This is a genomic window from Streptomyces sp. CA-146814, assembly GCF_050942385.1.
In the GTDB taxonomy this organism is placed as follows: domain Bacteria; phylum Actinomycetota; class Actinomycetes; order Streptomycetales; family Streptomycetaceae; genus Streptomyces.
The window spans coordinates 4,381,442-4,403,328 of the sequence record NZ_CP192068.1 but is presented as its reverse complement, the minus strand read 5'-3'; the positions used below and the strand labels follow the sequence as shown (position 1 = coordinate 4,403,328).

The window sequence follows — 21,887 nt, the reverse complement described above, 5'->3', positions numbered from 1 at the left end:
GTGCCCCGTCAAGCTGTCGCGCGCCCTTTAAGCCGTCGAGTGCTCCTTACGCCGTCGCCCGCCCCTTAGGACGCCGGAGCCCCGCAGCCGTGAGCCGGCGGACCAGCTCCTTCGAGCCGATCTCCCGCGCTCCGGCCCGTACCGCGTCCGCGTAATACGCCTCCGGTACGTCGTAGTGGTCGCGCTCGAAGGCGCGTGGCGGGCAGCCGATCGCGGCGGCGAAGGCGTGCAGCTCCTCGAACGATTCGTCGCTGACCAGGTGCGACCAGAGGCGGCCGTGTCCGGGCCAGGTGGGCGGGTCGATGTAGAGGGTCACCGCCGCAGCGCCTCGCCGAGCGAACCCACCGGCGCCACGGCCACGGCCGCCTTGACGCACACCCAGTGCGGGTCGGGCCCGAGCTCCGGTTCGATGTCCAGCGCGTGCGGCTCCTCCTCGGCGCAGGCGGGGCAGAGCGGCCACCGCCCGTACTTCTCCAGCAGCGCGTCCTGCACGTCCTGGGCGACCAGCCCGGCGACGAACTCCGCGCCCTCCGGCCACTGCTCGACCCACCACCGGCGGTGCGTCACGGCGTCCTCGACGAGCGAGACGACATCCGCCTCGGCGACATCGCCCGCGACGAGATCGGCCATGACCAGCGCGCGGGCGGTGTGCAGTGCCTGCTCCAGGGGGTTCAGCTCCATGCCCCCATTGTGCGCCCGCGTATGTGCGGGGCGGCGCCAGAGGTAGGGACCACCGGGGGTCCACAGGGGGTTGACGGGGCCCCGGGTTGAAAATATCTTTCAGATGTGACCCAAGACGTGAAGGAAATTTTCAGCGGCGACTCCCCGCCCGCCCCCGCGGCCCTCGCCGCGAAGGTGCGGACGCTCGCGCCCTCCATGACCCGCTCCATGCAGCTGGTCGCCGAAGCCGTCGCGGGCGACCCGGCCGGATGTGCCGCCCTCACCGTCACCGGTCTCGCCGAACTGACCGGCACCAGTGAGGCGACCGTCGTCCGCACCGCCCGCCTCCTCGGCTACCCCGGCTACCGGGACCTGCGCCTCGCGCTGGCCGGGCTCGCCGCGCACCAGGAGTCGGGCCGCTCGCCCGCCGTCACGGCGGACATCGCGGTGGACGACCCGATCGCCGAGGTGGTCGCGAAGCTCGCCTTCGACGAGCAGCAGACCCTCGCGGACACGGCCGCCGGGCTCGACACCGTACAGCTGGGCGCCGCCGTGGCCGCCGCGTCGGCCGCCCGCCGCATCGACATCTACGGCGTCGGCGCCTCCTCCCTCGTCGGCCAGGACCTGGCGCAGAAGCTGCTCCGGATCGGCCTGATAGCCCACGCCCACACCGACCCGCACCTCGCGGTGACCAACGCCGTGCAGCTGCGCGCCGGTGACGTGGCCATAGCGATCACGCACTCGGGCTCGACCGGCGACGTCATCGAGCCGCTGCGGGTCGCGTTCGACCGGGGGGCGACGACGGTCGCGATCACCGGACGGCCCGACGGGCCCGTATCGCAGTACGCGGACCATGTGCTGACCACGTCCACCGCCCGCGAGAGCGAGCTGCGGCCCGCCGCCATGTCGAGCCGGACGAGCCAGCTGCTGGTCGTGGACTGCCTGTTCATAGGCGTGGCGCAGCGGACGTACGAGACGGCCGCGCCCGCCCTCGCCGCCTCCTACGAGGCGCTGGCCCACCGCCACAGCCCGCGCACCACCCGTTGATCCAGCACCACCCGTACGCGTACGAGCACGAGAAAGCAGAGCCGCCCTCCATGACCTCCACCACCGACACTCCCGCCTCCCCTGAGGGCTACGGCGAGCTCCGCGCCCAGCTGGCCACGCTCACCACCGAGGCGTTCCGTCCCGAGCTCGCCGAGATCGACCGGCTGGCCACGCCGGAGATCGCGCGGATCATGAACAGCGAGGACACCACCGTCCCCGCCGCCGTCGCCGAGCGGCTGCCGCAGATCGCCGCCGCCATCGACGCCGCCGCCGAGCGGATGGCCCGTGGCGGCCGGCTGATCTACGCGGGCGCGGGCACGGCGGGCCGGCTCGGGGTGCTGGACGCCAGCGAGTGCCCGCCCACCTTCAACACCGACCCGTCCGAGGTCGTCGGCCTGATCGCGGGCGGCCCGTCCGCCATGGTGAAGGCGGTGGAAGGGGCCGAGGACAGCAAGGAGCTGGCCGCCGCCGACCTGGACGCGCTGAAGCTGACGGCCGACGACACGGTGGTCGGCATCTCCGCCTCCGGCCGTACGCCGTACGCGATCGGCGCGGTCGAGCACGCGCGGGACCAGGGCGCCCTCACCATCGGCCTCTCCTGCAACGCGGGCTCGGCGCTCGCCGCCGCCGCCGAGCACGGCCTGGAGATCGTCACCGGCCCCGAGCTGCTCACCGGCTCGACCCGGCTGAAGGCGGGCACGGCGCAGAAGCTCGTGCTCAACATGATCTCGACGATCACCATGATCCGGCTCGGCAAGACGTACGGGAATCTCATGGTCGACGTCCGCGCTTCCAACGAGAAGCTGCGGGCCCGCTCCCGGCACATCGTCTCCCTCGCCACCGGCGCGTCCGACGCCGAGATCGAGGCCGCGCTCGCCGCCACCGACGGCGAGGTCAAGAACGCGATCCTCACCATCCTCGGCGGAGTCGACGGCCCCACCGCCGCCCGGCTCCTGACCGAGTCGGACGGCCACCTCCGCGCCGCGCTCGCGGCCGTACGCACCACCTGACCCACCCCTGGGCCCCCCACGCCCCGCACAGCAAGGCACCTCGCACCATGGCCACTGAAGACAAGAACCGCGCCACCGCCGCCGCGATCCTCCCGCTCGTCGGCGGCGCCGCGAACGTCAGCTCCATCGCCCACTGCATGACCCGGCTCCGCCTCGGTCTGCACGACCGGTCCCTCGTCGACGACGAGGCGCTGAAGGCCCTGCCCGCCGTGATGGGCGTGGTCGAGGACGACACGTACCAGATCGTGCTGGGTCCGGGCACGGTCGCGCGGGTCACGCCGGAGTTCGAGCGCCTGGTGGAGGAGGGCCGCGAGGCGGCACCGGCCCCCACGCAGGCCACCGTGTCGGCCGAGGAACTGGCGGCACAGGGCGCGGCGATCAAGGCGCAGCAGAAGGCGAAGAACGCCACCCCGTTCAAGCTGTTCCTGCGCAAGATCGCCAACATCTTCGTACCGCTGATCCCGGCGCTCATCGGCTGCGGCATCATCGCGGGCCTCAACGGGCTGCTGGTGAACCTGGGCTGGCTGCCCGCCGTGACACCCGCGCTGGCGGCGATGGCGTCCGGCTTCATGGCGCTGATCGCGGTGTTCGTCGGCTACAACACGGCGAAGGAGTTCGGCGGTACGCCGATCCTGGGCGGCGCGGTCGCGGCGATCATCGTCTTCCCGGGCGTCGCGAACATCGACGCCTTCGGCCAGACCCTCTCCCCCGGCCAGGGCGGTGTGCTCGGCGCGCTGGGGGCGGCGGTCCTCGCCGTGTACGTGGAGAAGTGGTGCCGCCGCTGGGTGCCGGAGGCGCTGGACGTGCTGGTCACGCCGACGCTGACGGTGCTGATCTCGGGCCTGGTGACGATCTTCGGCCTGATGTACGTGGCGGGGGAGATCTCCTCCGCGATCGGCACGTTCGCCGACTGGCTGCTCGCCACCGGCGGCGCGGGCGCGGGCTTCGTGCTCGGCGGCCTGTTCCTGCCGCTGGTGATGCTCGGCCTGCACCAGGCGCTGATCCCGATCCACACGACGCTGATCGAACAGCAGGGCTTCACGGTCCTGCTCCCGATCCTGGCGATGGCGGGCGCCGGCCAGGTCGGCGCGGCGATGGCCGTCTACTTCCGCCTCCCGCGCAACGAGTCGATCCGCCGCACCATCAAGTCCGCGCTCCCGGCCGGCCTGCTCGGCGTCGGCGAACCCCTGATCTACGGCGTCTCGCTGCCGCTGGGCCGCCCGTTCATCACGGCGTGCGTGGGCGGCGCGTTCGGCGGCGGCTTCGTCGGCCTGTTCAACCAGCTCGGCGACACGGTCGGCTCGACGGCCATCGGCCCGTCCGGCTGGGCCCTGTTCCCGCTCCTGGACGGCAACCACGGCCTGGGCTCGACGATCACGATCTACGCGGGCGGCCTGCTGGTCGGATACGTGGCGGGGTTCGTCGCCACGTACTTCTTCGGCTTCAGCAAGGACCTGCTGACGGAGTTCAACGTCTCCCAGGAGCCGCCGTCGTCGACGGTCGCGGCGACGGGAGGCCCGCACCCGGCGACGGACGCACCGGGCGCCGGCAGCCCCGGTTCCACGGACCCTGGCTCACCGGAGAAGGCACCGGCCGGGGTCTGAGGACCCGGGAAAGTGGAGGAGTACGCGGGCCTGCTCGCTTCGATGGGAACGAGCACTCCGATGCCGTTCAGCCGCCCTTTGCGGGACGGGGTGCACGAACTGCGGCCGACGCTGAACGGCGAGGCCACCAGGATCACGTACTGGTTCGCCCCGGATCGTCGCATCGTGCTCCTCACCGTCTTCCGCAAGACGCGGATGCGGGAGTCGGCGCAGGTGGATCGAGCCGTGCGGGCCCGTGCGCTGTGCGAGGCCGAGCACGGCCCGGCCCACGCGACGTACACACGTGGAGAGAGCAGGGAGGCACCATGAACCACAGCCGCTGGAAGCTGAAGCGCGAGCAGGGACTCGGCACCGACCACGGCGAGAGCGAGGAGACCCGCGCCGAGCGCGCGGAGATCCGGCTTGCCATGGCTTTCGCCAAGGCGGTGTACGACCGTCGCAAGGAGCTCGGCCTCTCCCAGAGCGACGTCGCCGAGCGGGCGGGGCTGACCCAGGCGAAGATCTCCCGTATCGAGGGAGCTGATGCCGTGCCCACGCTCCCCCTGCTCCGGCGACTGGCTCGCGCCTTGGACGCCTCCCTCAGCATCGCCCTGGACGAAGATCAGGAGAAGGTCGCCTTCGTAGCCCGCACAGCGGCCTGACCAGCACGGAGCCAGGCGCTCCAGGGTGGCTCGGCGGCCTGAGGACTACGCCTCAGGTCGCGTCCCGGTCCCGCCTCCCGACCGATCCGCCTCCTCGGCCCCGCTGGATAGCGTCGGGCCATGCGTATCGGACTGCTCGGCACCGGACATGTCGCCCGCTCCCTGGCCCACGGCTGGCGCGCCGCTGGACACGACGTCCTCCTCGGCTCACGCCACCCGGAGGAGCGCGCCGGCCTCGGACTCCCCGTCGCGGGTCTCGATGAGACGGCCGCGCACGCGGAGGTGCTGGTCAACGCCACGCCGGGGGGTGTCTCCGTGGAGTTGCTGCACTCCATCGGGGCTCCGGCGCTGGCCGGGATCCTGCTGATCGACGTCGGGGTCGGGCTCTCGGACGACTTCACCGAGCTCACCCACCCCAACAGCAGCCTGGGCGAGCTGATCCAGGAGGCCTTCCCGCTGACGCCCGTCGTCAAGACGCTCTGCACGATGGACTCCACCACCATGACCGCCCCGGGCGACCTGACCGAGCCGGGTACGGTCTTCCTCTCCGGCGACGACGCCGAGGCCAAGCGGACCACCGGCCGCCTGCTCACCGACCTCGGCTGGCCGGCCTCCTCGCAGCTGGACATCGGTTCCATCACCACCGCCCGCGGCCAGGAGCACTTCGCGTTCCTCTTCATGGGGATCGCGGGCGGGGTCGGGTCGCACACCTTCAACATCAAGGTGGTCACGTGTCCGGACACCCTCTAGACCCGGTGCCGGCCGTCCTTCACGCTGCCAGCGCCACCGGGGAGCCGACCTCCTGCCCCAACAGCATCGGCGCGACCTTCAGCACCGCGTCGAGCAGCGCCTGCGCACCCAGGACCAGCTGATCGTCCGGTGTGTGCTCCTTGTTGGAGTGGGAGAACCCGCCGGTGGAGGGCACGAACATCATCGCGGTGGGCAGGCGCGTGGAGATCACCGACGCGTCGTGCCCCGCATAGGAGAGCAGCTGATCCGTGCGGCCCTTCTCCAGGCAGGCCGCGTGGACGGCGTCCAGGACGCGTTGGTCGAAGTGTGCGGCGGGCTTGGCGGAGACACGTACCAGCTCGGCCGTGCAGTTCTCCTCCGCCGCGATACCGGCGAGGGTCCCGTCCAGGTCGGCCTCGATGGTGTCCAGGGCCGTTTCGGAGGAGGCGCGGATCTCCAGCTCGGCGCTCGCCGTACCCGGCACGACGTTGGCCGCTCCCGGGCCGAAGGTGATGACGCCGGCGTTGCCGATGCCCTTCGGGTCGACGGCCAGGATGAGGTCCTTCAGCCCGGCGACGATACGGGCCGCCACCCGCCCCGCGTCCTGCCGGTCCACCCACATCGTGGTGCCCGCGTGGTTCTCCTGCCCGGACACCGACACCTGGTAGCGGCGTACGCCCACGATGCCGGTGACCGGCGCCAGGTTCAGCCCCGCCTTCTCCATCCGGCGGCCCTGCTCGATGTGGATCTCCAGATAGCCGACGAGGTCGGCGACACGGTCGGAGCCCGCCAGCACGGTGGAGCCGACCAGACCGCCGGCCGACTCCGGACGTACGCCTTCCTCGTCGAACCAGGCCACGCTCTCCACATGGTCGGCCAGCGGATGCCCGGCCTCGTGCAGGGTGCGCACCACCTCCATGGCCGCGATGACTCCGTACGCCCCGTCCAGATGGCCGCCGGCCGGCACCGTATCGGCGTGCGATCCGATGAGCAGCCACGGGCCGGTGGTGTTCCCGCGGCGGGAGAAGACGTTGCCCGTCTCGTCGTAGTAGGTGTGCAGGCCCTCCACGCGCATGGTCTTGTCCAGCCAGTCCCGACCGGCCCGGTCGGCCTTCGTACCGGCGATACGCCACAGGGCGCCGTCCTGCCCGGCGCCGATCTGGGACAGGTGGGTGAGGTCGGTGAGCAGACGGTCGGCGTTGATACGGAGCGGTGTCATGGGTGGTTCCTCAGGTAGGCGGTACGGCGATGGAGTGCGGTGCAGAGATGGAGGGGGGTGGGGCCGGGCGTTTCAGCGTTTGGCGCCGACGGCCACGCCGGTGATGATCGCGCCCATGCAGAGGATCTGGATGAGCGTGATGTGCTCGCCGATCGCGACGTACGCCACGCAGGCGACGAACACGGGCTGGAGGTAGTAGACGATCCCGGCGCGGGTGGCGCCGATGAGGGAGACGGCCTTGTTCCAGGTGTAGAAGGCGATCGCGGACGAGGCGACGCCGATGTAGAGCAGCGGTCCGACGGTGGCGCCGCTGGGCGTGAACGCTCCTTGCACGGTGAGGGACACGACGTACACGGGGGCGAGCATCACGGTGCCCGCGGCGAAGGTGGCCAGGAGGAAGCTGGGCCCGGAGATCGTGGACGGCTTGCGCTTGAGGAGTGCGGAGTAGGCGGCGAACGTCGCCATCGCGGCGAGCATCCACAGGTCTCCGGCCCGGAAGTCCATCGAGAGCAGCGCGGTGATGCTGCCCTTGGAGATCAGGGTGACCACGCCGGCGAACGCGATGATCATGCCGGTGGCGCGGACGATGGTCATCCGTTCGCCGTCGAAGAAGGCGAACGCCGCGATCACCGCGGGTGAGGCGGCCGCGATCAGGGCCAGGTTCGTGGCCGACGTCGACTGGCCGGCGATGTAGATCAGCGTGTTGAACAGGGTCACGCCCAGCAGCGCGGAGACCACGATCAGGCCGGCGTGCCGACGTACCGCCGGCCAGTCGCGCAGGAGGCCTCGTGCGGCGAAGGGGGCGACGGCGAGGAGGGCGATGACCCACCGCCAGAAGGACGTCTGCACCGGGGGGATGACGTCGCCGAGGTGGCGGGCGACGACGAAGTTCCCGGACCAGATGGCGGTGGCGGCGAGTGCCAGGAGCGGGCCGAGCCATAGTCCTGGGCGGGAGACCAGGGGTGTGGTGGGGGGCGTGGAGGGGTCGGTGGTCGGGGCGGGTGCGGTGGTCGGGGTCAACGTGGTTCCTCAGCTGGGTCGTTGTGCGGTGGTCGGGTCCGGGCGGTCCCTATCCCCAGCCGGCGGAGTCCTGCGCGGCCTGGCTGCGGAGCTCCGCCCCGGACCCGGAGGGTCTGTCCAGGTCGAGTCCGGCGGCCAGGGACGTGACGAGTACGAGAGCGACGGCGGCGAGCAGGCGACGGGCGGCGGACATGGTGCTCCTTCGGAGGGAGAGGGGGTGCGCGGGGTGGATGAGCGGAGCTTCGGAAGGCGTCCGCTCGGCGTGGGATCAACACTGCTCGCCCGGCCACCCGAAAGGAAGAAGATCAACTTGGCAGGCGGCGGCCTGGCAGTCTCCTGCCTCACGGCCGAACCGGCACCACGTACCAGCCGTTCAGCACCGGTGAGTCCGCCAGCGCCCGGCGGGTGATCCCGCGCGCCAGCGCCACGGCCTTCTCCCGCGTCGGCGCTCTCACGAAGAACGTCAGATGGCCGGCCCCGCCGGCCTCGGGGCAGTCGGCGTGCAGGTGCTCCACTCCGGGTTCGAAAGAGGCCGCGACCCACAGGATGTCCAGCACATCGGCGGGCAAGGCAGCACGTTGCGGCCCCTTCAGGGGCACGGTCACCATCAGCATGCGCCGATCTTGAAATGCGAGACGGACATTGCCCAGGGTTTCGCCCAGGCAGGTGGTTTGCGGGCAGCAAGCTGCCTGGCCGCGGCTATCGTCACCAGCGGCGCGACGAGGAACCGAATGCTGGGGGACCCATGTCGCAGCTGCACACGCTCGGAATAGACCGCACCGCCGAGGCCGTCTACCGGCTCATGCTCGCCGAGCCGGAGCACGGCGTCGCCGAGCTCTCCGCGGCCCTGGCCCTGCCGGACAGCGACATTCGCACCGCCCTCGACCAACTCGCCGAACTGAACCTGCTGCACGCCTCCCCGCACCCGGAGGACGCCCTGCGCCCGGTCCCCCCGTCGGTCGGCATCCAGCTGCTCCTCTCCCTGCGGGAAGGTGAACTGCGGCGCTCCCAGCAGGAGTTCGCCGACGCCCAGGTCGCCGCTCTGACCCTGCTGCGCCAGCACGCCGTGGCCGCGTCGAGCCGCCACCACGTCGACGTCCTCACCGGCGTCGACGAGATCCGGATGCGCCTGGAGCAGCTGGCCCACGACGCCACGGCGCCCCTGATGTCCTTCATGCCCGGCGGCGCGCAGACCCGGGCCACCCTCGACGCCTCCCGCCCGCTGGACACCGCCCTGCTGGAGCGCGGCGTCCCCATGCGCACCCTGTACCAGGCGTCCGTACGCAACGACCCGGCAACCCTGAGCTACGCCCGGTGGCTCACCTCCCAGGGCGCCCACGTGCGCACCGCCGCGGTCCTGCCGCTGCGCATGGTCCTCTTCACCGGCCAGGCCGCCCTGCTGCCCATCGACCCCGAAGACACCGGCCGAGGCGCCCTCCAGCTCCAGGGCCCCGGCATCCTCACCGCACTCGCCGCGCTCTTCGAGGCCATCTGGGACCAGGCGGACGATTTCGGCACCGCCACCGACCGCGAACACGACGACAACGGCCTGACCGGCCAGGAACGGCAGCTGCTGCGCCTCCTCTCCCAGGGCCACACCGACACCGTCGCCGCCCGAAGACTCGGCCTGGGGGTGCGCACGACGCGTCGCATGATGGCCGAACTCATGACCCGCCTCAACGCCCACTCCCGCTTCGAGGCCGGCGCCGAGGCCGTACGCCTCGGCTGGCTCGACTGACCCCCTGGTGGGCGGGAGCGGGCCGGTGCGGCGGGACCCTCTCCGCCTCCGCCCCCGTGATCCCTCCCACGGCATGAATCCCGGGCCGCCGGTCATACTGGCCGAGTACCGGCGGGACCGCCGCGTACGGGAGAAGTCGTTGGCGACGCGTGGACGACCGGACGGGAGCGGAGGCGGGGACATGGTCGATGACACCTGGTCCGGTGCGCTGCACCGGCTCTGGCAGGCCGCTTCGCGGGCCGAGGAGGTCGCGGCGCTGGCGGACGACGTCTACGCGCCGCTCCTCGCCACCCCGGGCGTCCACCTCGTCGTCGGCACGCGGTGGGACGACCGGCAGGTCCTGCGGTACATGCGCGCCCTGAGCGCCAGGAGCGACGCCCCGGTGATCGTCGCCACCACGCGGGCGATGCCGGAGGCCGCCGTACGGGAGCCGGGCGGCGCGCCCGTGGTGACCCGGGACGCCGTGGGCGGGCTCGACGACGCGGTGTGGCCGGAGGCGGAGTTCCTGCGGCAGGCGCCGGGGGCCTCCGTGGTGGCCTGCACCTTCCGGTTGGACCACCGCGGCTGGGCGGCGCTGGCGCTCTCCGTGGACGGCTCGGCGGACCTGGCGGTCGTCGAGAGCCGGCTGACGCAGGCCGTCGACGTCATCGTGGCCTGCCACACCGGCATCCTCCAGCGCGGCCGGGAGGCCCGCCGGGGCGCGGACGACGCGCTGCTCGCCGAGGCCTCGCTCCAGATGGACTCGTCCCTGGACGTGGAGGACACCCTGCGCCGGGTGGCCCGGATCGCCGTTCCGGCCGTCGCCGACGGCGCTCTCGTCCATCTGCTGCGCGGCGAGGGTCCGGAGTTCGTCGCCGCCACGCACGTCGCCGTCCAGCAGCAGCGCGCCCTGGAGGCGGCCGGCCGCGACGATCCGTGGCTGGCGGCGCTGCTGGGGCGCCGGGGCGAGGACGAGGACACGGTGTTCCTGAGCGGCGCCGCGCTGGAGGGCTCACCCTTCGCCGCCCCCGATGACGCGGTGGCCGGCGACGGCCCCCACTCCACCGTCGTCAGCATCAGCACGCTCCGCGCCCGCGGCCGCGTCGTCGGCACCATCACCTTCGTCTACCAGCGGCCCGAGGCCCGGCTGCCGGACAGCGCCTTCCTCCGCAGCCTCGCCACCCGGGCCGCGCTCGCCATCGACAACGCCCTGCTCTACGAGCTCCGCCGCGCCGCCGTCCTCTCGCTCCAGGAGCACCTGCTCCCCTCGCAGCTCCCGGTCACCGACCAGTGGGACCTGTCGGCCAGTTACGAGGTCGGCGACCCCATGCTCGACGTCGGCGGCGACTTCTACGACGCCGTGCCCAGACCCGACGGCTCCCTCGCCCTCCTCATCGGCGACGTCTGCGGACGCGGCGCGGAGGCGGCGGCCCTCACCGGCCTGGCCCGCCACACCCTGCGCACCCTGCTGGAGGAAGGCACCGACCCGGGCACCGCCCTCAGCCGGCTCAACCGGGCCCTGCGCCAGGAGCGGGCCAGCCGCTTCCTCACCGCGGTCGTCGCCACGCTGACGCCGCAGCCCGACGGCACGGCCCTGCTCAGCACGTGCAGCGCCGGCCACCCCCCGCCCCTGGTGCTCCGCGGCGACGGCACGGTCTCCGAGGTGCTCTCCGGCGGGCTCCTCCTCGGCGTCCTGGACGACGTCTCGTACGACAGCCACGAGGAGCGGCTCGCCGCCGGCGACACCCTGGTGCTGTTCACCGACGGGCTCACCGAGTCGCGGGAGGCCGGCGGCGCGTTCTTCGAGAGCGTGCTGCCCGGGCGGCTCGCCGCGCTGCGCGGGTCCGACGCCGCCCACATCGCGGAGAGCCTGGCCCGGCAGGCCAAGGTGTTCCGCGACTCCGGCCAGGACGACATCGCCCTGCTCGTGGCCCGCTGGACCGGCGTCCAGCCGGGCGCGGGCCTGCTCCCCCACGACCTCCAGCTCGAACAGGCGGCCCTGCGATGACCAGCCGACCCGGTGGACAGCCGGAGCCGCCGATGACCATCCGACTCGGTGCACACCCGGAGCCGCCGATGACCACCCGACCCGGTGCACACCGGGAGCAGCCGATGACCACCCGACCCCGCGAACAGGCAGGTCCCCGATGAACAGCGACGGACTGATCCTCGTCGTGGAGGACTCGGAGGAGGACACCGAGGCCATCCAGCGAGCCCTTTCCCGCTCCCACCCGTCCCTGCACGTGGAGTTCGCCCCGCGCAGTGACGCCGTGGTGCCGCGCCTCCTCGATCCCGCCGCGCCCACCCCCGACCTGGTGCTGCTGGACCTCAACATGCCGGGCATGAACGGCCTGACGCTCCTGTCGAACCTGCGCGCGCAGGCCGCGTGCGCCTCGCTGACCGTGGTGGTCTTCACCTCGTCGACCTCCTCGGCGGAGGAGGACGCGTGCTACGCGGCGGGCGCGGACAGCTACATCTACAAGCCGGTCAACTTCGAGCTGTTCCAGACGGTTCTGCGCGGCGCGGTCGACTTCTGGATGGCCCAGAAAGCCTAGGACGACCAGCCTAGGAAGCGCCCAGCGTGAACCACACCGCCGTCCCCGGGCCGCCGCCCGCCTCCCGTTCTCCGTCCGGCGCCGCCGCCGGGCTCTCCAGCCAGAGCCGGCCCCCGTGGCGCTCCACGATCCGCTTGACCACGGCGAGGCCGACGCCCGAGCCGCCGCCGCGCTCCTCGCGGCGGTGCAGCCGGCGGAACAGCTGGAGGACGTCCTCCTGCTGGCCGGGCGGGATGCCGATGCCGTTGTCCCGTACGACGACGGCAACCTCCTCGCCTCCGCCCGGCTCCGCCACCGGCACCGCCTCCACCCAGACCCGCCGCTCTCCCGAAGCGCCCTCGTCCGCCGCGTACTTGGCCGCGTTGACGAACAGGTTCTCCAGCACCTCCCGCAGCCGCTCCCGGTCCGCCCGCAGGCGCGGCAGCGGCGCCGGGCGCACCACCGTCACGCCCTGCTCCGCCAGCCGGCCGCCGGCCACGAGCAGCGCGTCGTCCACCACCTCGTCCAGCGACAACTCCTGCCGCTCCAGGCCCACTTGGCCCAGCCGCGAGAAGTGCAGCAGCGAGTCGAGCAGGCCGTCCATGCGCTCGGCGAGCCGGCGTACGGTGGTCAGGCGGCGCAGCGAGGTGGCGTCCAGCACGTCACCGGCGTCCTCGACCATGAAGGCGGCCGCGTTCGAGATCCCGCGCAACGGCTCCTTCAGGTCGTGGGCCGCCGCGTGCGCGAAGGAGTCCAGGTCCTCGTTGGTCCGGGCGAGTTCGGTGTTCCGCGCCGCCAGCTCCGCCATCTGCCGGCTCAGCAGGCCCGACATCTCCCGCCACAGCTCCCCGGCCACGGCTCGCTGCGCCGGGGTCCACGGCGTGCTCCGTCCGCGTACGGTCGCCCGGTGGACGGCGGCGGAACCGCGCGGGGTCAGCCGCTCACCGCCCGGCCCCGTCCGCACCGGCCGCGCCGGATCGGCCGCCCACTCCCGGGGCGCGGGCTGCTCCCGGCGCCACCAGGCCAGCAGGTCGCCGTCCCGGTTGAAGGGCAGGAAGAGGAGGCCCGCGGGCAGCCCCTGCTCCTCGGCCTCCGCCGGGTCGAGCCCCAGCACCTCCGGCACCCGGTCGCTGCTCCACACCTCGCCCACCGGACTCGCGCCCGCCAGCCGCTCCAGCAGCCCGGGCAGCGCGGCCGGAACCGGGTCGCCCGTCGCCGACACCTCCGTACCGCCCCCTCGTACGAGCAACGCGCCGTCCGCGCAGAGGAGTTCGGCCAGTCCGGAGTCGGGTCGCAGCAACGCGTCCGGCTCCTGCGAGCTGAGCCGGGCCAGCAGCGTGGCCAGCGCCCGCCGGTAGCCGGACAGCTCGTCCGCCTGCTCGCGCTCGGCCACGGCCGCCAGTTGCAGGGACAGCGCGATCCCGAAGAACTCGCAGGCCGCCCGCACTTCGGGCGTCAGCCGGCGCGACTCGTCACCGTGGCAGGCGATCAGCCCCCACAACTCGCCGTCGTGCAGCAGCGATACGGACATGGACGAGGCCACGCCGATGTTGCGCAGGTACTCCAGGTGGTAGCCGGAGACGGTACGGAGTATCGAGCCCGACAGGTCCAGCGGCTCGTCCGCCCCCTCCCGCAGCTCCGGCAGCAGCCCCACCGTCGCGTCGTCCACGTCCCCGATGACCCGGATCCAGTTGCGGGCGTAGAGGCGGCGGGCCTGCGGCGGGATGTCGGTGGCCGGGAACCAGAGCCCGAGCCACGGCTCCCGGCCCTCGTTCCGCACCTCCGCGACGACCTGGCCGGGTCCGTCGGCGCCGTCGAACCGGTACGCCACCACCCGGTCGTAGCCGGTGAGCGCCTGGACCTCGCGGACGGCGGCCGCACAGCACTCGGTGACGCCGGTGGCGCCCTGGAGCCGGTGCAGGGCTCGCCGGACCCGGGGGTAGAAGTTCTGGAAGACGAACGGGGCCTCGGCGGACCGCGGTTCGAACTCCAGCACCAGCAGCTCCGCGACCCGGTGGACGGTCACGTCGAAGAGCCGCGCCCGCCCGTCGCCCGACTCCAGCGAGAGCGCCAGCACCCCGGAGGCAGCAGGCCCGCCGGCGCCCCGCTCCGAGCCCCCGTCGGCGACCCGCTCCGAAGCCGGCCCCGAGCCCCCGTCGGCGGCCTCCTCCCCGAGGCTTCCCGCCTCCATGCTCTCCCGCGCCAGCGCCCACTGCTCCTCACCGATCAGCTCCGTGACCGGCCGCCCCACCAGCTCCTCCGCCGCCCGGCCCAGCACATCGGCCGCGTTCCGGCTCACCGTGTCCACCACGGCGTCCTCCAGCCGCGCGGCGACCAGGGCCCCGTACGACTGGATGCCGCCGAGCAGATGGATCGGCTCCCGTACGCACTGGGAGAGGTCGAACTCCTGGCTCACACCGGCCTCGGCCGCCACCGCTTTCGGGGAGAGCCATCCCCGTACCTCGTCGGACACTGCCCTGCTCCTCCGTCCCGGCGCCGCTGCCGGCCGCCCGTCGCCCCCGCTCGCGCCTTCCTACCACCCTCACCCGCCCCGGCGTCGCGCACACCCGTGCCACGCGGCACGCCGCCCGGTGTGAAGAAAAAATAAAACTGATCACCGCCCATGGTGCGTAGGAAAGAAGAAGCCGGGAACCTGAATTTCCGGAGGTTGATAATCATGGTTCCCCTGCTTCTCGTTCTTCTGCTCGCCCTGGTTCTCTTCGGTGCCGGTTTCGCGGTCAAGGCCCTCTGGTGGATCGCCGTGATCGTGCTGGTGCTGTGGCTCGTGGGGTTCTTCGTCCGGCCTGCCGCCAGTGGTGGCCGACGGGGTCGCTGGTACCGCTGGTAAACGCGTCTGACCAGTGACAACGGGGCGGGGGCCAGGCTGATGCCTGGCCCCCGCCCCGTTGCGCGACCCCGGGAAGCCGCCAGGTGTACACCCGCTCCCGCCGGGCACACGCATATCTGCGGATCTAATCAATGAATTCATCGATGATGAGCTGAATTGACCTTCGCGAAAGGGGCCACAATGAACGACTCCCTGTGGGGCTACCAGCCGTCGAGCGGTCACACCGCGGGCGCCGATCTCTCCGGATATGCGGTGGAGGCGACCGACGGCAGTATCGGAAAGGTCGACAAGCACTCCGACGAGGTCGGCTCGGCCCACCTGCTCGTCGACACCGGGGTCTGGATCTTCGGCAAGGACGTCCTGCTCCCGGCGGGCACGGTCCGGCGCATCGACACGGAGGACCGCAAGGTCTACGTGGACCTCACCAAGGAACAGGTCAAGGAGTCGCCGGAGTTCGACCGCCACAGCCAGGCCGAGGACCCGGGCTACCACGCCCAGCTCTCCGCGTACTACATGGCTTTCCGCGTCATGTGATCCGGAGCCGCCCCCCTGTGATCCGGAGCCGCCCCCTGTGACCCGGAGCCGCCCCCTGTGACCCGGAGCCGTTTCGTGTGATTCCGGATCCGCGTACGGCCGCGCTCCGTCGACGCGCGCGTACGCCCCCGAACGGCGGCGGGCCCGGCCCCGAGGAGGGGTCGGCCCCGCCGCCTCCTCATGGGCGCCCGAAGGGTTCCGGAAGTCAACCCGTCGGCGGCTTCCCGGCCAGCGCCTCGCACAGCCGCAACGCGGTGTCGATGTTGCAGCGGCCCAGGTCGACCAAGGGCGTCGGCTCGTTGCCCGCGCACGAGACCGGGTCGACCCGCAGCGACGGCAGCGTCACGCCCAGCGCGGCGAGGTCCGCCTTCAGCCGGGCCACCGTCTCCTCCGCCGTCCGCACCCTCTCCGCCGCCGCCTTCTGCCGCTCCAGCGCCTCCGCACGCCGCTCGATCGTTTCCTCGCGTCGCTCCGTCGCTTCCATGCCGTACACCTTCCTACTCGGAGTAGGTCGACGCCTACCCGGAGTGTTCAACGCGCAGCGGGCCCGAAGGAGGCGCCCGGAGAGCGATCCGATGTCCGTCCCGCCGTTTGGAAGCGCTCTCATCCGCCCGTCCGGCCCGGCGCTAGGCTGTAGACGATCCGGCGACGGCACAGGTCCGCCACCCGAACCGCCCCGCGTGCCGCCGCCCCCGTCGACGAGGAGCGACCGCCTTGCCCGAGCAGTCCCCCGGGTCCCGGCCCACCCTGGAAGCCGTCGCGGCGCGTGCGGGGGTCTCCCGGGCCACCGCCTCGCGGGTCGTCAACGGCGGTGACGGAGTCCGCAAACCGCTGGTCGACAAGGTGCTCCAGGCGGTCGACGAGCTCGGCTACATCCCCAACCACGCGGCCCGGACGCTGGTCACCCGACGGACCGGCGCGGTGGCCGTCGTCATCGCCGAGCCGGAGATACGGATCTTCTCGGACCCCTTCTTCTCGCAACAGATCCGCGGCATCAGCAAGGAGCTGACCGCCCACGACACGCAGCTCGTCCTGCTGCTGGTGGAGGGGCCCGGCGACTTCGACCGGATCGCGCGCTACCTCTCCGGCGGCCACGTGGACGGCGCGCTCGCCTTCTCGCTCCACACCGACGACCCGCTGCCGGCGATCACCCGGCGGGCGGCGATCCCGACGGTGTACGGGGGCCGGCCGAGCTGGACCGCCGACCCAGGCGACCAGGCCGTTCCGTACGTGGACGCCGACAACCGGGGCGGGGCGCGGGTCGCCGTGCAGTATCTGCGGGACCTCGGGCGGGAGCGGATCGCGCACATCGGCGGGCCGCCCGACCAGACCTCCGCGATGGACCGCCTCGACGGCTACCGGGACGTCCTCATCGACGTGGACCCGACGCTGGTGGCCGAGGGCGGGTTCACCGTGGAGAGCGGGGCGCGGGCGATGGCGGAGCTGCTGGAGCGGCGGCCCGACCTGGACGCGGTGTTCGTCGCCAACGACCTGATGGCCTCGGGTGCGCTGCGGGTCCTGCGGGAGCGCGGGATCGCGGTGCCGGAGCAGGTGGCGATCGTCGGGTTCGACGACATGGCCGGCGTGGCCGAGGAGACCGACCCGCCGCTGACCACGGTCAACCAGGACATCGAGGGCCAGGGCCGGCTGATGGCCCGGCTGCTGCTGCGCGGCCTGGACCGCGACCGTACGGGGAACGGCTCGGCGCCGGACTCGGTGATCACCCCGACGACGCTGGTACGGCGCGCCTCCGCGTAGCACCGGGCGCATGAGTACGGCGGGCCTCCGCCCTGAGGAGCCGGAGACCCGCCGCACCGATCGTGCCCGTACATCAGCTGCTTACACGTACGGGGTCATGCGTCCTGCCTTACACGTACGGGATCCGCAGCACCGCCGCGTCCGTGCCCGTCTGCACCTGGGACGTGCCGTTGCCGAGCGCGTTCCAGATCTCCAGGCGGACCGTGCCGTTCTTCAGTTCGCCGAGGCTGCCGGTGGTCGCCCGTGCGCCGACCGCCTGCGTGTACTCCTCCCACCCGTTGACCGGGTCGGTGGCGAAGTAGCGGAAGGTCTCGGTGCGGTCGAAGGTGCCGTCGCCGGTCAGGTCGTAGCTGACCCGGACCTGCGGGGCGAGCCCGACCCTGGTGCCGGCGTCCACCCGGAGGCGGAACGCGGTGGCGGCTCCGGCGGAGACCTTGCCGTTGACGCGCTTCACCTCGTAGACGGTCGGGCGGTACGGGGTGCCGTCCCGGTTGACGCCGTCGGCCGAGGCGATGGTGTCCGCGCCCGCCGGGTCGGTGGTGGCGGTGGTGAGGACGCCGCCGGTCTTCAGACGGAAGGTGTTGCCGGTGGACGGGTTGCCCGGGTCGGGATCCGGGTCCGGGTCGGTGCCGCCGGGGCCGGTGCTGACGGCCTGCGAACGGGCCGGTACGGAGAGGGTCTTGCCGTCGGAGAAGGTCACCGTACGGGTGGCGGTGCCGTGGTTGTGGGCGGTGTAGGTGCGGGTGCCGTTCTTGGAGAAGACGGCGGAGGTCGGGATGTCACCGGTGACCGTCATGTCCGGGGCGCCGACCGTGTTGAGGGTGTTGATCCAGTGGTAGGTATGCGCCCTGGACTCACCCTGCTCCGGCTCGTAATTGCCGTTCACACCATCCCACTTGGCCTTCGCCGACGTCGGGTCGGAGAGGGCCTCGAACTCCCAGAGCAGGTCGCGCCACTCCTGGGCCGGTCCGCCGTTCTCGCGCTCCATCTCGGCGATGTTGCGCTTGATGGCCGCCTTCTCACGGGCCAGGTGGAGTGAACCACCCGTCACCGGGAGGACGTTGATGCCGTGGATCTCCTCCGGGTTGGCCGTCCACCAGGTGGAGTAGGAGGCACCGCTGCCCCAGACCATGCCGACCGTGCCGTACTTGTACGAGGCCGGGAAGACGGTGTCGTTGGCGTCGAACCAGTACTGCGTGATCGCCTCGGACTCGGTGGTCAGCAGGTAACTGCCGAGGTCACGCAGTGAGTTGTCGCCCATGGCCGAGCCCCAGAGCACCAGCCCGGCGCTGAGGTTGATGGACTCCGACGAGGACTCCTGGTTGTTGCCGGCCGCGAAGCCCTGGTGGCCCGACGCCCAGCTGTGGCCCGCGTAGACGTCGAAGCCGCGCAGGAAGGGGTAGGCCGCGTCGGTGCGGCTCGGGTTGGCGGTGTCGCGGATGAGGTGCTTGACCATCGTGCCCCAGGCCGAGTCGGCCGCCCAGGCCTGGTCGTACTGGGCGATGATCGCCGCCGCGTAGACGTAGTAGCTGTAGTGGAAGTGGTGGTCGTTGAGCTCGGTGTCGCTGCCGTACGAGGCCGGGTAGCCCGTGAGGGTCTTCCAGTCCTTGTCGTAGCTGAACTCACTGGCCCCGCCCGCCGTGAACCACTCCTGCATCCGGCCCTTCATCAGGCCGAGGAGCTTGTCGCGGACGGCGGTCTGGCCGATCTGGTCGGCGATGGGCACCAGTTGGGCCAGCTTTCCGAGCGCCTTGCCGGTCCAGTAGGTGTCCCGGGCCCCGGAGAACGGGTCCGAGGCGTTGGCGACCTCGTTGAGGTAGCCGGTCAGCCGGGCCCGGTCCACGCCGTTGGAGACGGGCAGCGCGGGCACCACGCCCTGGCTCTTCTGGCTGGTGGTGAAGGAGGCGGACTCGCGCACCTTCATCGTGCCGCGCGGTGAGACGTACGTGTACGGGGTCAGCGCGTCGGTGGTGTGCAGCCACTGGTGGCGGTAGAGCGCCTGGAGCGTCCCGCGCTCGGTGCCCTCGCGGGCCTCCGTGGTCAGGGAGTAGGTCGCCCGGACGTTGCCGCCGGTCGTCTGCCAGGCCACCTGGGAGCCGGTGACGAAGCTGAACGCGTACTTGCGGTAGGTCGCGAGCGCGTCCGTGGACGGCAGCACGGCGAGCGAGAAGTAGTCCTTGGAGCCCAGCCCGGCGGTGATCGTGGTGCCGGAGATGTTCCAGTCGGCGCCGGTCGGGGCGAAGAGCGCGTAGTGGTGCCCGGCGACCGTGATGCCGACGACGTTGCCCTGGTCGGAGAAGACCGTCGGCGTGGAGGCGGTCGTGATGCGGGCGTCGCCGCCGGACCCCTTGGCGTACACGAACGGCATGCCGTGGCCGATGGTGGCCCGGAAGGTGCGGGAGCCGTCCGCCCAGTACGGCGTGACCGTCCAGTCGGACCAGGCGTCGGCCTTGGTGTCCGGGGAGTTCAGGCCGGTGAGGCCGACGGTGAGGTCGGCCTTGTGGGCGTACTCGTACTGCCGGCCGTCGCCGACGATCGCGGGCGTGGTCGGGTAGCCGACCTCCAGGCCGGAGGCCTTGGCCTGGTACGTGAGCGGGTGCCCGTACATGGGGGTGGAGTACGGGTTGTCGCCGTAGCGCTGGAAGGCGAGCGAGGACCACCAGTCGTTGGTCGGGACCGGCTTGCTGCGCGCGGCGGTCGTCAGCTTCGGCGTGACGGGGGCGCCGGTGTTGGTGGTCGGGCCCTGGGTGCCGGCGGGGCGGGAGTCGGTGTAGCTGCCGGCGCCGGCGGGGATGGTGGCGGCGGCCGCGGGGGTGGCGGCGGGACCCAGCGTGACGGCGGCCAAAGCCACGGCCAGGAGCGTGGCCGCGGCGGGTCTGGCCCCTGCACGGGAGGCGAGTCTGGAGAGGGAGGCTTGCACGAGCAGCACCTCGATCATGTTCATCATGGGGGGGCAGAGCGCCTTCGAGAGCGCTCTCAAGTGCCAAGGAACGTAAAACTCCTGAAACCTGGGTGTCAAGAGAACGCACACAGAAGGCAGTTGGACGGCGGCCGGACGTAACACCAAGCCGTTATGTGTTCGAGTCTTGACGGGGCGGGGGTGGTGGGAGACGCTCCAGACGCAGGTTTTGAGAGCGCTCTCAAAGCGCTCGGTTCATCCCGAAGCCAAGGGAGGCTTCCCATGCCCATCGCCCGAGCCGCCAAGAGAGCCACCGTCCGCCTCGGCGCGGTCGTCCTCGCCGGGGCCCTCCTCGCCGCCTGTGGATCCGGATCCGGCGACTCGTCGGACACCTCCGACAGCGCGGGCGGGAAGGTCACGCTCACGGTCGACCTCTTCGGATCCTTCGGCTTCAAGGAGGCCGGGCTCTACGACGAGTACCAGAAGCTCCACCCGAACGTGACGATCAAGCAGAGCGACACCCAGGACGAGGTGGACTACTGGAAGTCGCTCCAGACCCGCCTCGCGGGCGGCGGCGGCCTCGCGGACGTGCAAGGCGTGGAGGTGGGCCGCATCGCGTCGGTCACCCAGCAGCAGTCCGACAAGTTCCAGGACCTGAAGGAGTTCGGCGCCGACAAGCTCAAGGGCGAGTTCGCCGAGGCCAAGTGGTCGGCGGCGACCACGAAGGACGGCAAGGTCCTCGGCCTCGGCACGGACGTCGGCCCCGAGGCGATGTGCTACCGCACCGACCTCTTCAAGCAGGCCGGCCTGCCCACCGACCGCGAGGAGCTCGCGAAGAAGTGGTCGACGTGGGACGGCTACCTGGAGCTCGGCGAGGAGTACAAGAAGAAGGCCCCCGCCAAGAGCGCCTGGATCGACAGCATCGGCTCGCTCTACGCGATCATGATCGGCCAGGAGGAGGAGCGGTATTACAACGCCTCCGGCGAGCTGATCTACGAGAAGAACCCGGCGGTCAAGACGGCCTGGGACACCTCCGTGAAGGCGGCCGAGGCGGGCCTGAGCGCCAAGCTCGACCAGTGGTCCCCGCAGTGGAACCAGGCGTTCGCGGCCGGTTCGTTCGCCACGATCCCGTGCCCGGCCTGGATGCTCGGCTACATCAAGGGCCAGGCCGGTGACGGCGGCCAGGGCAAGTGGGACATCGCGAAGCTGCCCGGCGGCGCCGGCAACTGGGGTGGCTCGTACCTCTCCATCCCGCGTGCGGCCAAGCACAAGAAGGAGGCGTACGAGCTGATCGAGTGGCTGACCGCCCCCGAGCAGCAGGCGAAGGTCTTCCAGAAGCAGGGCAACTTCCCGTCCTCGACGGGCGCCATCGAGAAGATCGCGGACGCCAAGGACGACTACTTCTCCGGCGCGCCGATCGGCCAGATCTTCGGTGACGCGGCCAAGGAGTCCCCGGTCCAGGTGCTGGGCGTGCACGACCAGAACGTGATGCAGCAGATCACAAACGCGCTGAGCGAGGTCGAGCGCAAGGGCGTCCCGTCGGAGAAGGCGTGGGGAACGGCGAAGAAGGGCGTGGCGAACGTGATCGGCTGACGCCGACGCGCTGCGCCTCCCTCTCCTCCCCTTCCTGCCTGGGGCCTCTGGGGCCGGTCACGGCCTGCCCCTCT

The 21,887-nt window shown here is 71.8% G+C and carries 22 protein-coding genes; 13 read left to right on the top strand and 9 right to left on the bottom strand.

The annotated features are described in order from the left end of the window. Positions 1 to 46 precede the first annotated feature (46 nt). Positions 47 to 316 carry a DUF4031 domain-containing protein gene (locus tag ACQP09_RS19590; protein ID WP_380963548.1) on the bottom strand — a complete coding sequence of 90 codons (270 nt, stop codon included), beginning with the start codon at positions 314 to 316 and terminating at the stop codon, positions 47 to 49. After that, positions 313 to 681: a hypothetical protein gene (locus ACQP09_RS19585; RefSeq protein ID WP_433401490.1), complete on the bottom strand. Its 369-nt coding sequence runs from the start codon at positions 679 to 681 to the stop codon at positions 313 to 315. The genes ACQP09_RS19590 and ACQP09_RS19585 overlap by 4 nt, the downstream gene beginning before the upstream one ends. Before the next feature lie 105 nt (positions 682 to 786). On the opposite strand from ACQP09_RS19585, the gene ACQP09_RS19580 reads away from it, so the two are divergent. From ACQP09_RS19580 to ACQP09_RS19555, 6 genes are all read left to right on the top strand, one after another. Beyond that, a complete protein-coding gene (locus tag ACQP09_RS19580; RefSeq protein ID WP_432147485.1) occupies positions 787 to 1,707 on the top strand; it encodes a MurR/RpiR family transcriptional regulator in 921 nt (306 codons plus the stop codon). 50 nt (positions 1,708 to 1,757) lie between these two features. Then, on the top strand, positions 1,758 to 2,717 hold the full coding sequence (gene murQ / locus ACQP09_RS19575) for an N-acetylmuramic acid 6-phosphate etherase (RefSeq protein ID WP_433401489.1): 960 nt from the start codon (positions 1,758 to 1,760) through the stop codon (positions 2,715 to 2,717). Between the two features lie 47 nt (positions 2,718 to 2,764). Continuing rightward, entirely contained in the window at positions 2,765 to 4,321 is a 1,557-nt protein-coding gene (locus tag ACQP09_RS19570; RefSeq protein WP_433401487.1) for a PTS transporter subunit EIIC, read from the top strand. Positions 4,322 to 4,333: 12 nt separating this feature from the next. Continuing rightward, positions 4,334 to 4,630, top strand: a complete 297-nt coding sequence (locus ACQP09_RS19565) for a type II toxin-antitoxin system RelE/ParE family toxin (protein ID WP_433401486.1) — start codon at positions 4,334 to 4,336, stop codon at positions 4,628 to 4,630. Continuing rightward, on the top strand, positions 4,627 to 4,962 hold the full coding sequence (locus tag ACQP09_RS19560) for a helix-turn-helix domain-containing protein (protein WP_433401484.1): 336 nt from the start codon (positions 4,627 to 4,629) through the stop codon (positions 4,960 to 4,962). Before ACQP09_RS19565 ends, ACQP09_RS19560 begins: the two co-directional genes overlap by 4 nt. Positions 4,963 to 5,082: 120 nt before the next feature. Further along, positions 5,083 to 5,712: an NADPH-dependent F420 reductase gene (locus ACQP09_RS19555; RefSeq protein WP_433401482.1), complete on the top strand. Its 630-nt coding sequence runs from the start codon at positions 5,083 to 5,085 to the stop codon at positions 5,710 to 5,712. Between the two features lie 19 nt (positions 5,713 to 5,731). On the opposite strand, the gene ACQP09_RS19550 is transcribed toward ACQP09_RS19555, so the two are convergent. The 4 genes from ACQP09_RS19550 to ACQP09_RS19535 form a co-directional block, all read right to left on the bottom strand. Beyond that, positions 5,732 to 6,910: a M20/M25/M40 family metallo-hydrolase gene (locus tag ACQP09_RS19550; RefSeq protein ID WP_433401480.1), complete on the bottom strand. Its 1,179-nt coding sequence runs from the start codon at positions 6,908 to 6,910 to the stop codon at positions 5,732 to 5,734. 72 nt (positions 6,911 to 6,982) lie between these two features. Further along, positions 6,983 to 7,930 (bottom strand): DMT family transporter, encoded by a 948-nt coding sequence (locus tag ACQP09_RS19545; protein WP_433401478.1) that lies wholly within the window; start codon positions 7,928 to 7,930, stop codon positions 6,983 to 6,985. A gap of 49 nt (positions 7,931 to 7,979) precedes the next feature. After that, positions 7,980 to 8,123, bottom strand: a complete 144-nt coding sequence (locus ACQP09_RS19540; RefSeq protein WP_433401476.1) for a hypothetical protein — start codon at positions 8,121 to 8,123, stop codon at positions 7,980 to 7,982. A 148-nt stretch (positions 8,124 to 8,271) separates the two neighbouring features. After that, entirely contained in the window at positions 8,272 to 8,544 is a 273-nt protein-coding gene (locus ACQP09_RS19535; protein ID WP_433401474.1) for a hypothetical protein, read from the bottom strand. A gap of 131 nt (positions 8,545 to 8,675) precedes the next feature. Between ACQP09_RS19535 and ACQP09_RS19530 the strand changes: the two genes are divergently transcribed. The 3 genes from ACQP09_RS19530 to ACQP09_RS19520 all read left to right on the top strand — a co-directional run bounded on the left by ACQP09_RS19530 (position 8,676) and on the right by ACQP09_RS19520 (position 12,202). Then, positions 8,676 to 9,668 (top strand): helix-turn-helix transcriptional regulator, encoded by a 993-nt coding sequence (locus ACQP09_RS19530; protein ID WP_433401473.1) that lies wholly within the window; start codon positions 8,676 to 8,678, stop codon positions 9,666 to 9,668. A gap of 181 nt (positions 9,669 to 9,849) precedes the next feature. Further along, the gene (locus tag ACQP09_RS19525; protein WP_433401471.1) at positions 9,850 to 11,655 is read left to right on the top strand and encodes a PP2C family protein-serine/threonine phosphatase; all 1,806 of its coding nucleotides are present in this window, start codon (positions 9,850 to 9,852) and stop codon (positions 11,653 to 11,655) included. A 139-nt stretch (positions 11,656 to 11,794) separates the two neighbouring features. Further along, the gene (locus ACQP09_RS19520; RefSeq protein ID WP_432147495.1) at positions 11,795 to 12,202 is read left to right on the top strand and encodes a response regulator; all 408 of its coding nucleotides are present in this window, start codon (positions 11,795 to 11,797) and stop codon (positions 12,200 to 12,202) included. Between the two features lie 10 nt (positions 12,203 to 12,212). On the opposite strand, the gene ACQP09_RS19515 is transcribed toward ACQP09_RS19520, so the two are convergent. Further along, positions 12,213 to 14,654 carry an ATP-binding protein gene (locus tag ACQP09_RS19515; protein ID WP_433401470.1) on the bottom strand — a complete coding sequence of 814 codons (2,442 nt, stop codon included), beginning with the start codon at positions 14,652 to 14,654 and terminating at the stop codon, positions 12,213 to 12,215. A 204-nt stretch (positions 14,655 to 14,858) separates the two neighbouring features. On the opposite strand from ACQP09_RS19515, the gene ACQP09_RS19510 reads away from it, so the two are divergent. Together ACQP09_RS19510 and ACQP09_RS19505 are read left to right on the top strand one after the other, a co-directional pair. Then, positions 14,859 to 15,029, top strand: coding sequence for a DUF5670 family protein (locus ACQP09_RS19510; RefSeq protein ID WP_030077531.1), 171 nt, complete (start codon positions 14,859 to 14,861; stop codon positions 15,027 to 15,029). Positions 15,030 to 15,209: 180 nt separating this feature from the next. Next, on the top strand, positions 15,210 to 15,563 hold the full coding sequence (locus tag ACQP09_RS19505; protein ID WP_433401468.1) for a PRC-barrel domain-containing protein: 354 nt from the start codon (positions 15,210 to 15,212) through the stop codon (positions 15,561 to 15,563). 205 nt (positions 15,564 to 15,768) lie between these two features. Here ACQP09_RS19505 and ACQP09_RS19500 read toward each other — a convergent pair whose 3' ends face one another. Beyond that, complete coding sequence (locus tag ACQP09_RS19500) at positions 15,769 to 16,047, bottom strand: hypothetical protein (RefSeq protein WP_433401465.1); 279 nt, start codon at positions 16,045 to 16,047, stop codon at positions 15,769 to 15,771. A gap of 230 nt (positions 16,048 to 16,277) precedes the next feature. Between ACQP09_RS19500 and ACQP09_RS19495 the strand changes: the two genes are divergently transcribed. After that, complete coding sequence (locus tag ACQP09_RS19495; RefSeq protein WP_326704383.1) at positions 16,278 to 17,321, top strand: LacI family DNA-binding transcriptional regulator; 1,044 nt, start codon at positions 16,278 to 16,280, stop codon at positions 17,319 to 17,321. Positions 17,322 to 17,430: 109 nt separating this feature from the next. On the opposite strand, the gene ACQP09_RS19490 is transcribed toward ACQP09_RS19495, so the two are convergent. Continuing rightward, positions 17,431 to 20,259 carry a glycosyl hydrolase gene (locus ACQP09_RS19490; RefSeq protein ID WP_433406663.1) on the bottom strand — a complete coding sequence of 943 codons (2,829 nt, stop codon included), beginning with the start codon at positions 20,257 to 20,259 and terminating at the stop codon, positions 17,431 to 17,433. A gap of 243 nt (positions 20,260 to 20,502) precedes the next feature. Here ACQP09_RS19490 and ACQP09_RS19485 point away from each other — a divergent pair, with 243 nt between their 5' ends. Beyond that, entirely contained in the window at positions 20,503 to 21,813 is a 1,311-nt protein-coding gene (locus tag ACQP09_RS19485) for an ABC transporter substrate-binding protein (RefSeq protein ID WP_433401461.1), read from the top strand. The last annotated feature ends 74 nt before the right edge of the window (positions 21,814 to 21,887 follow it).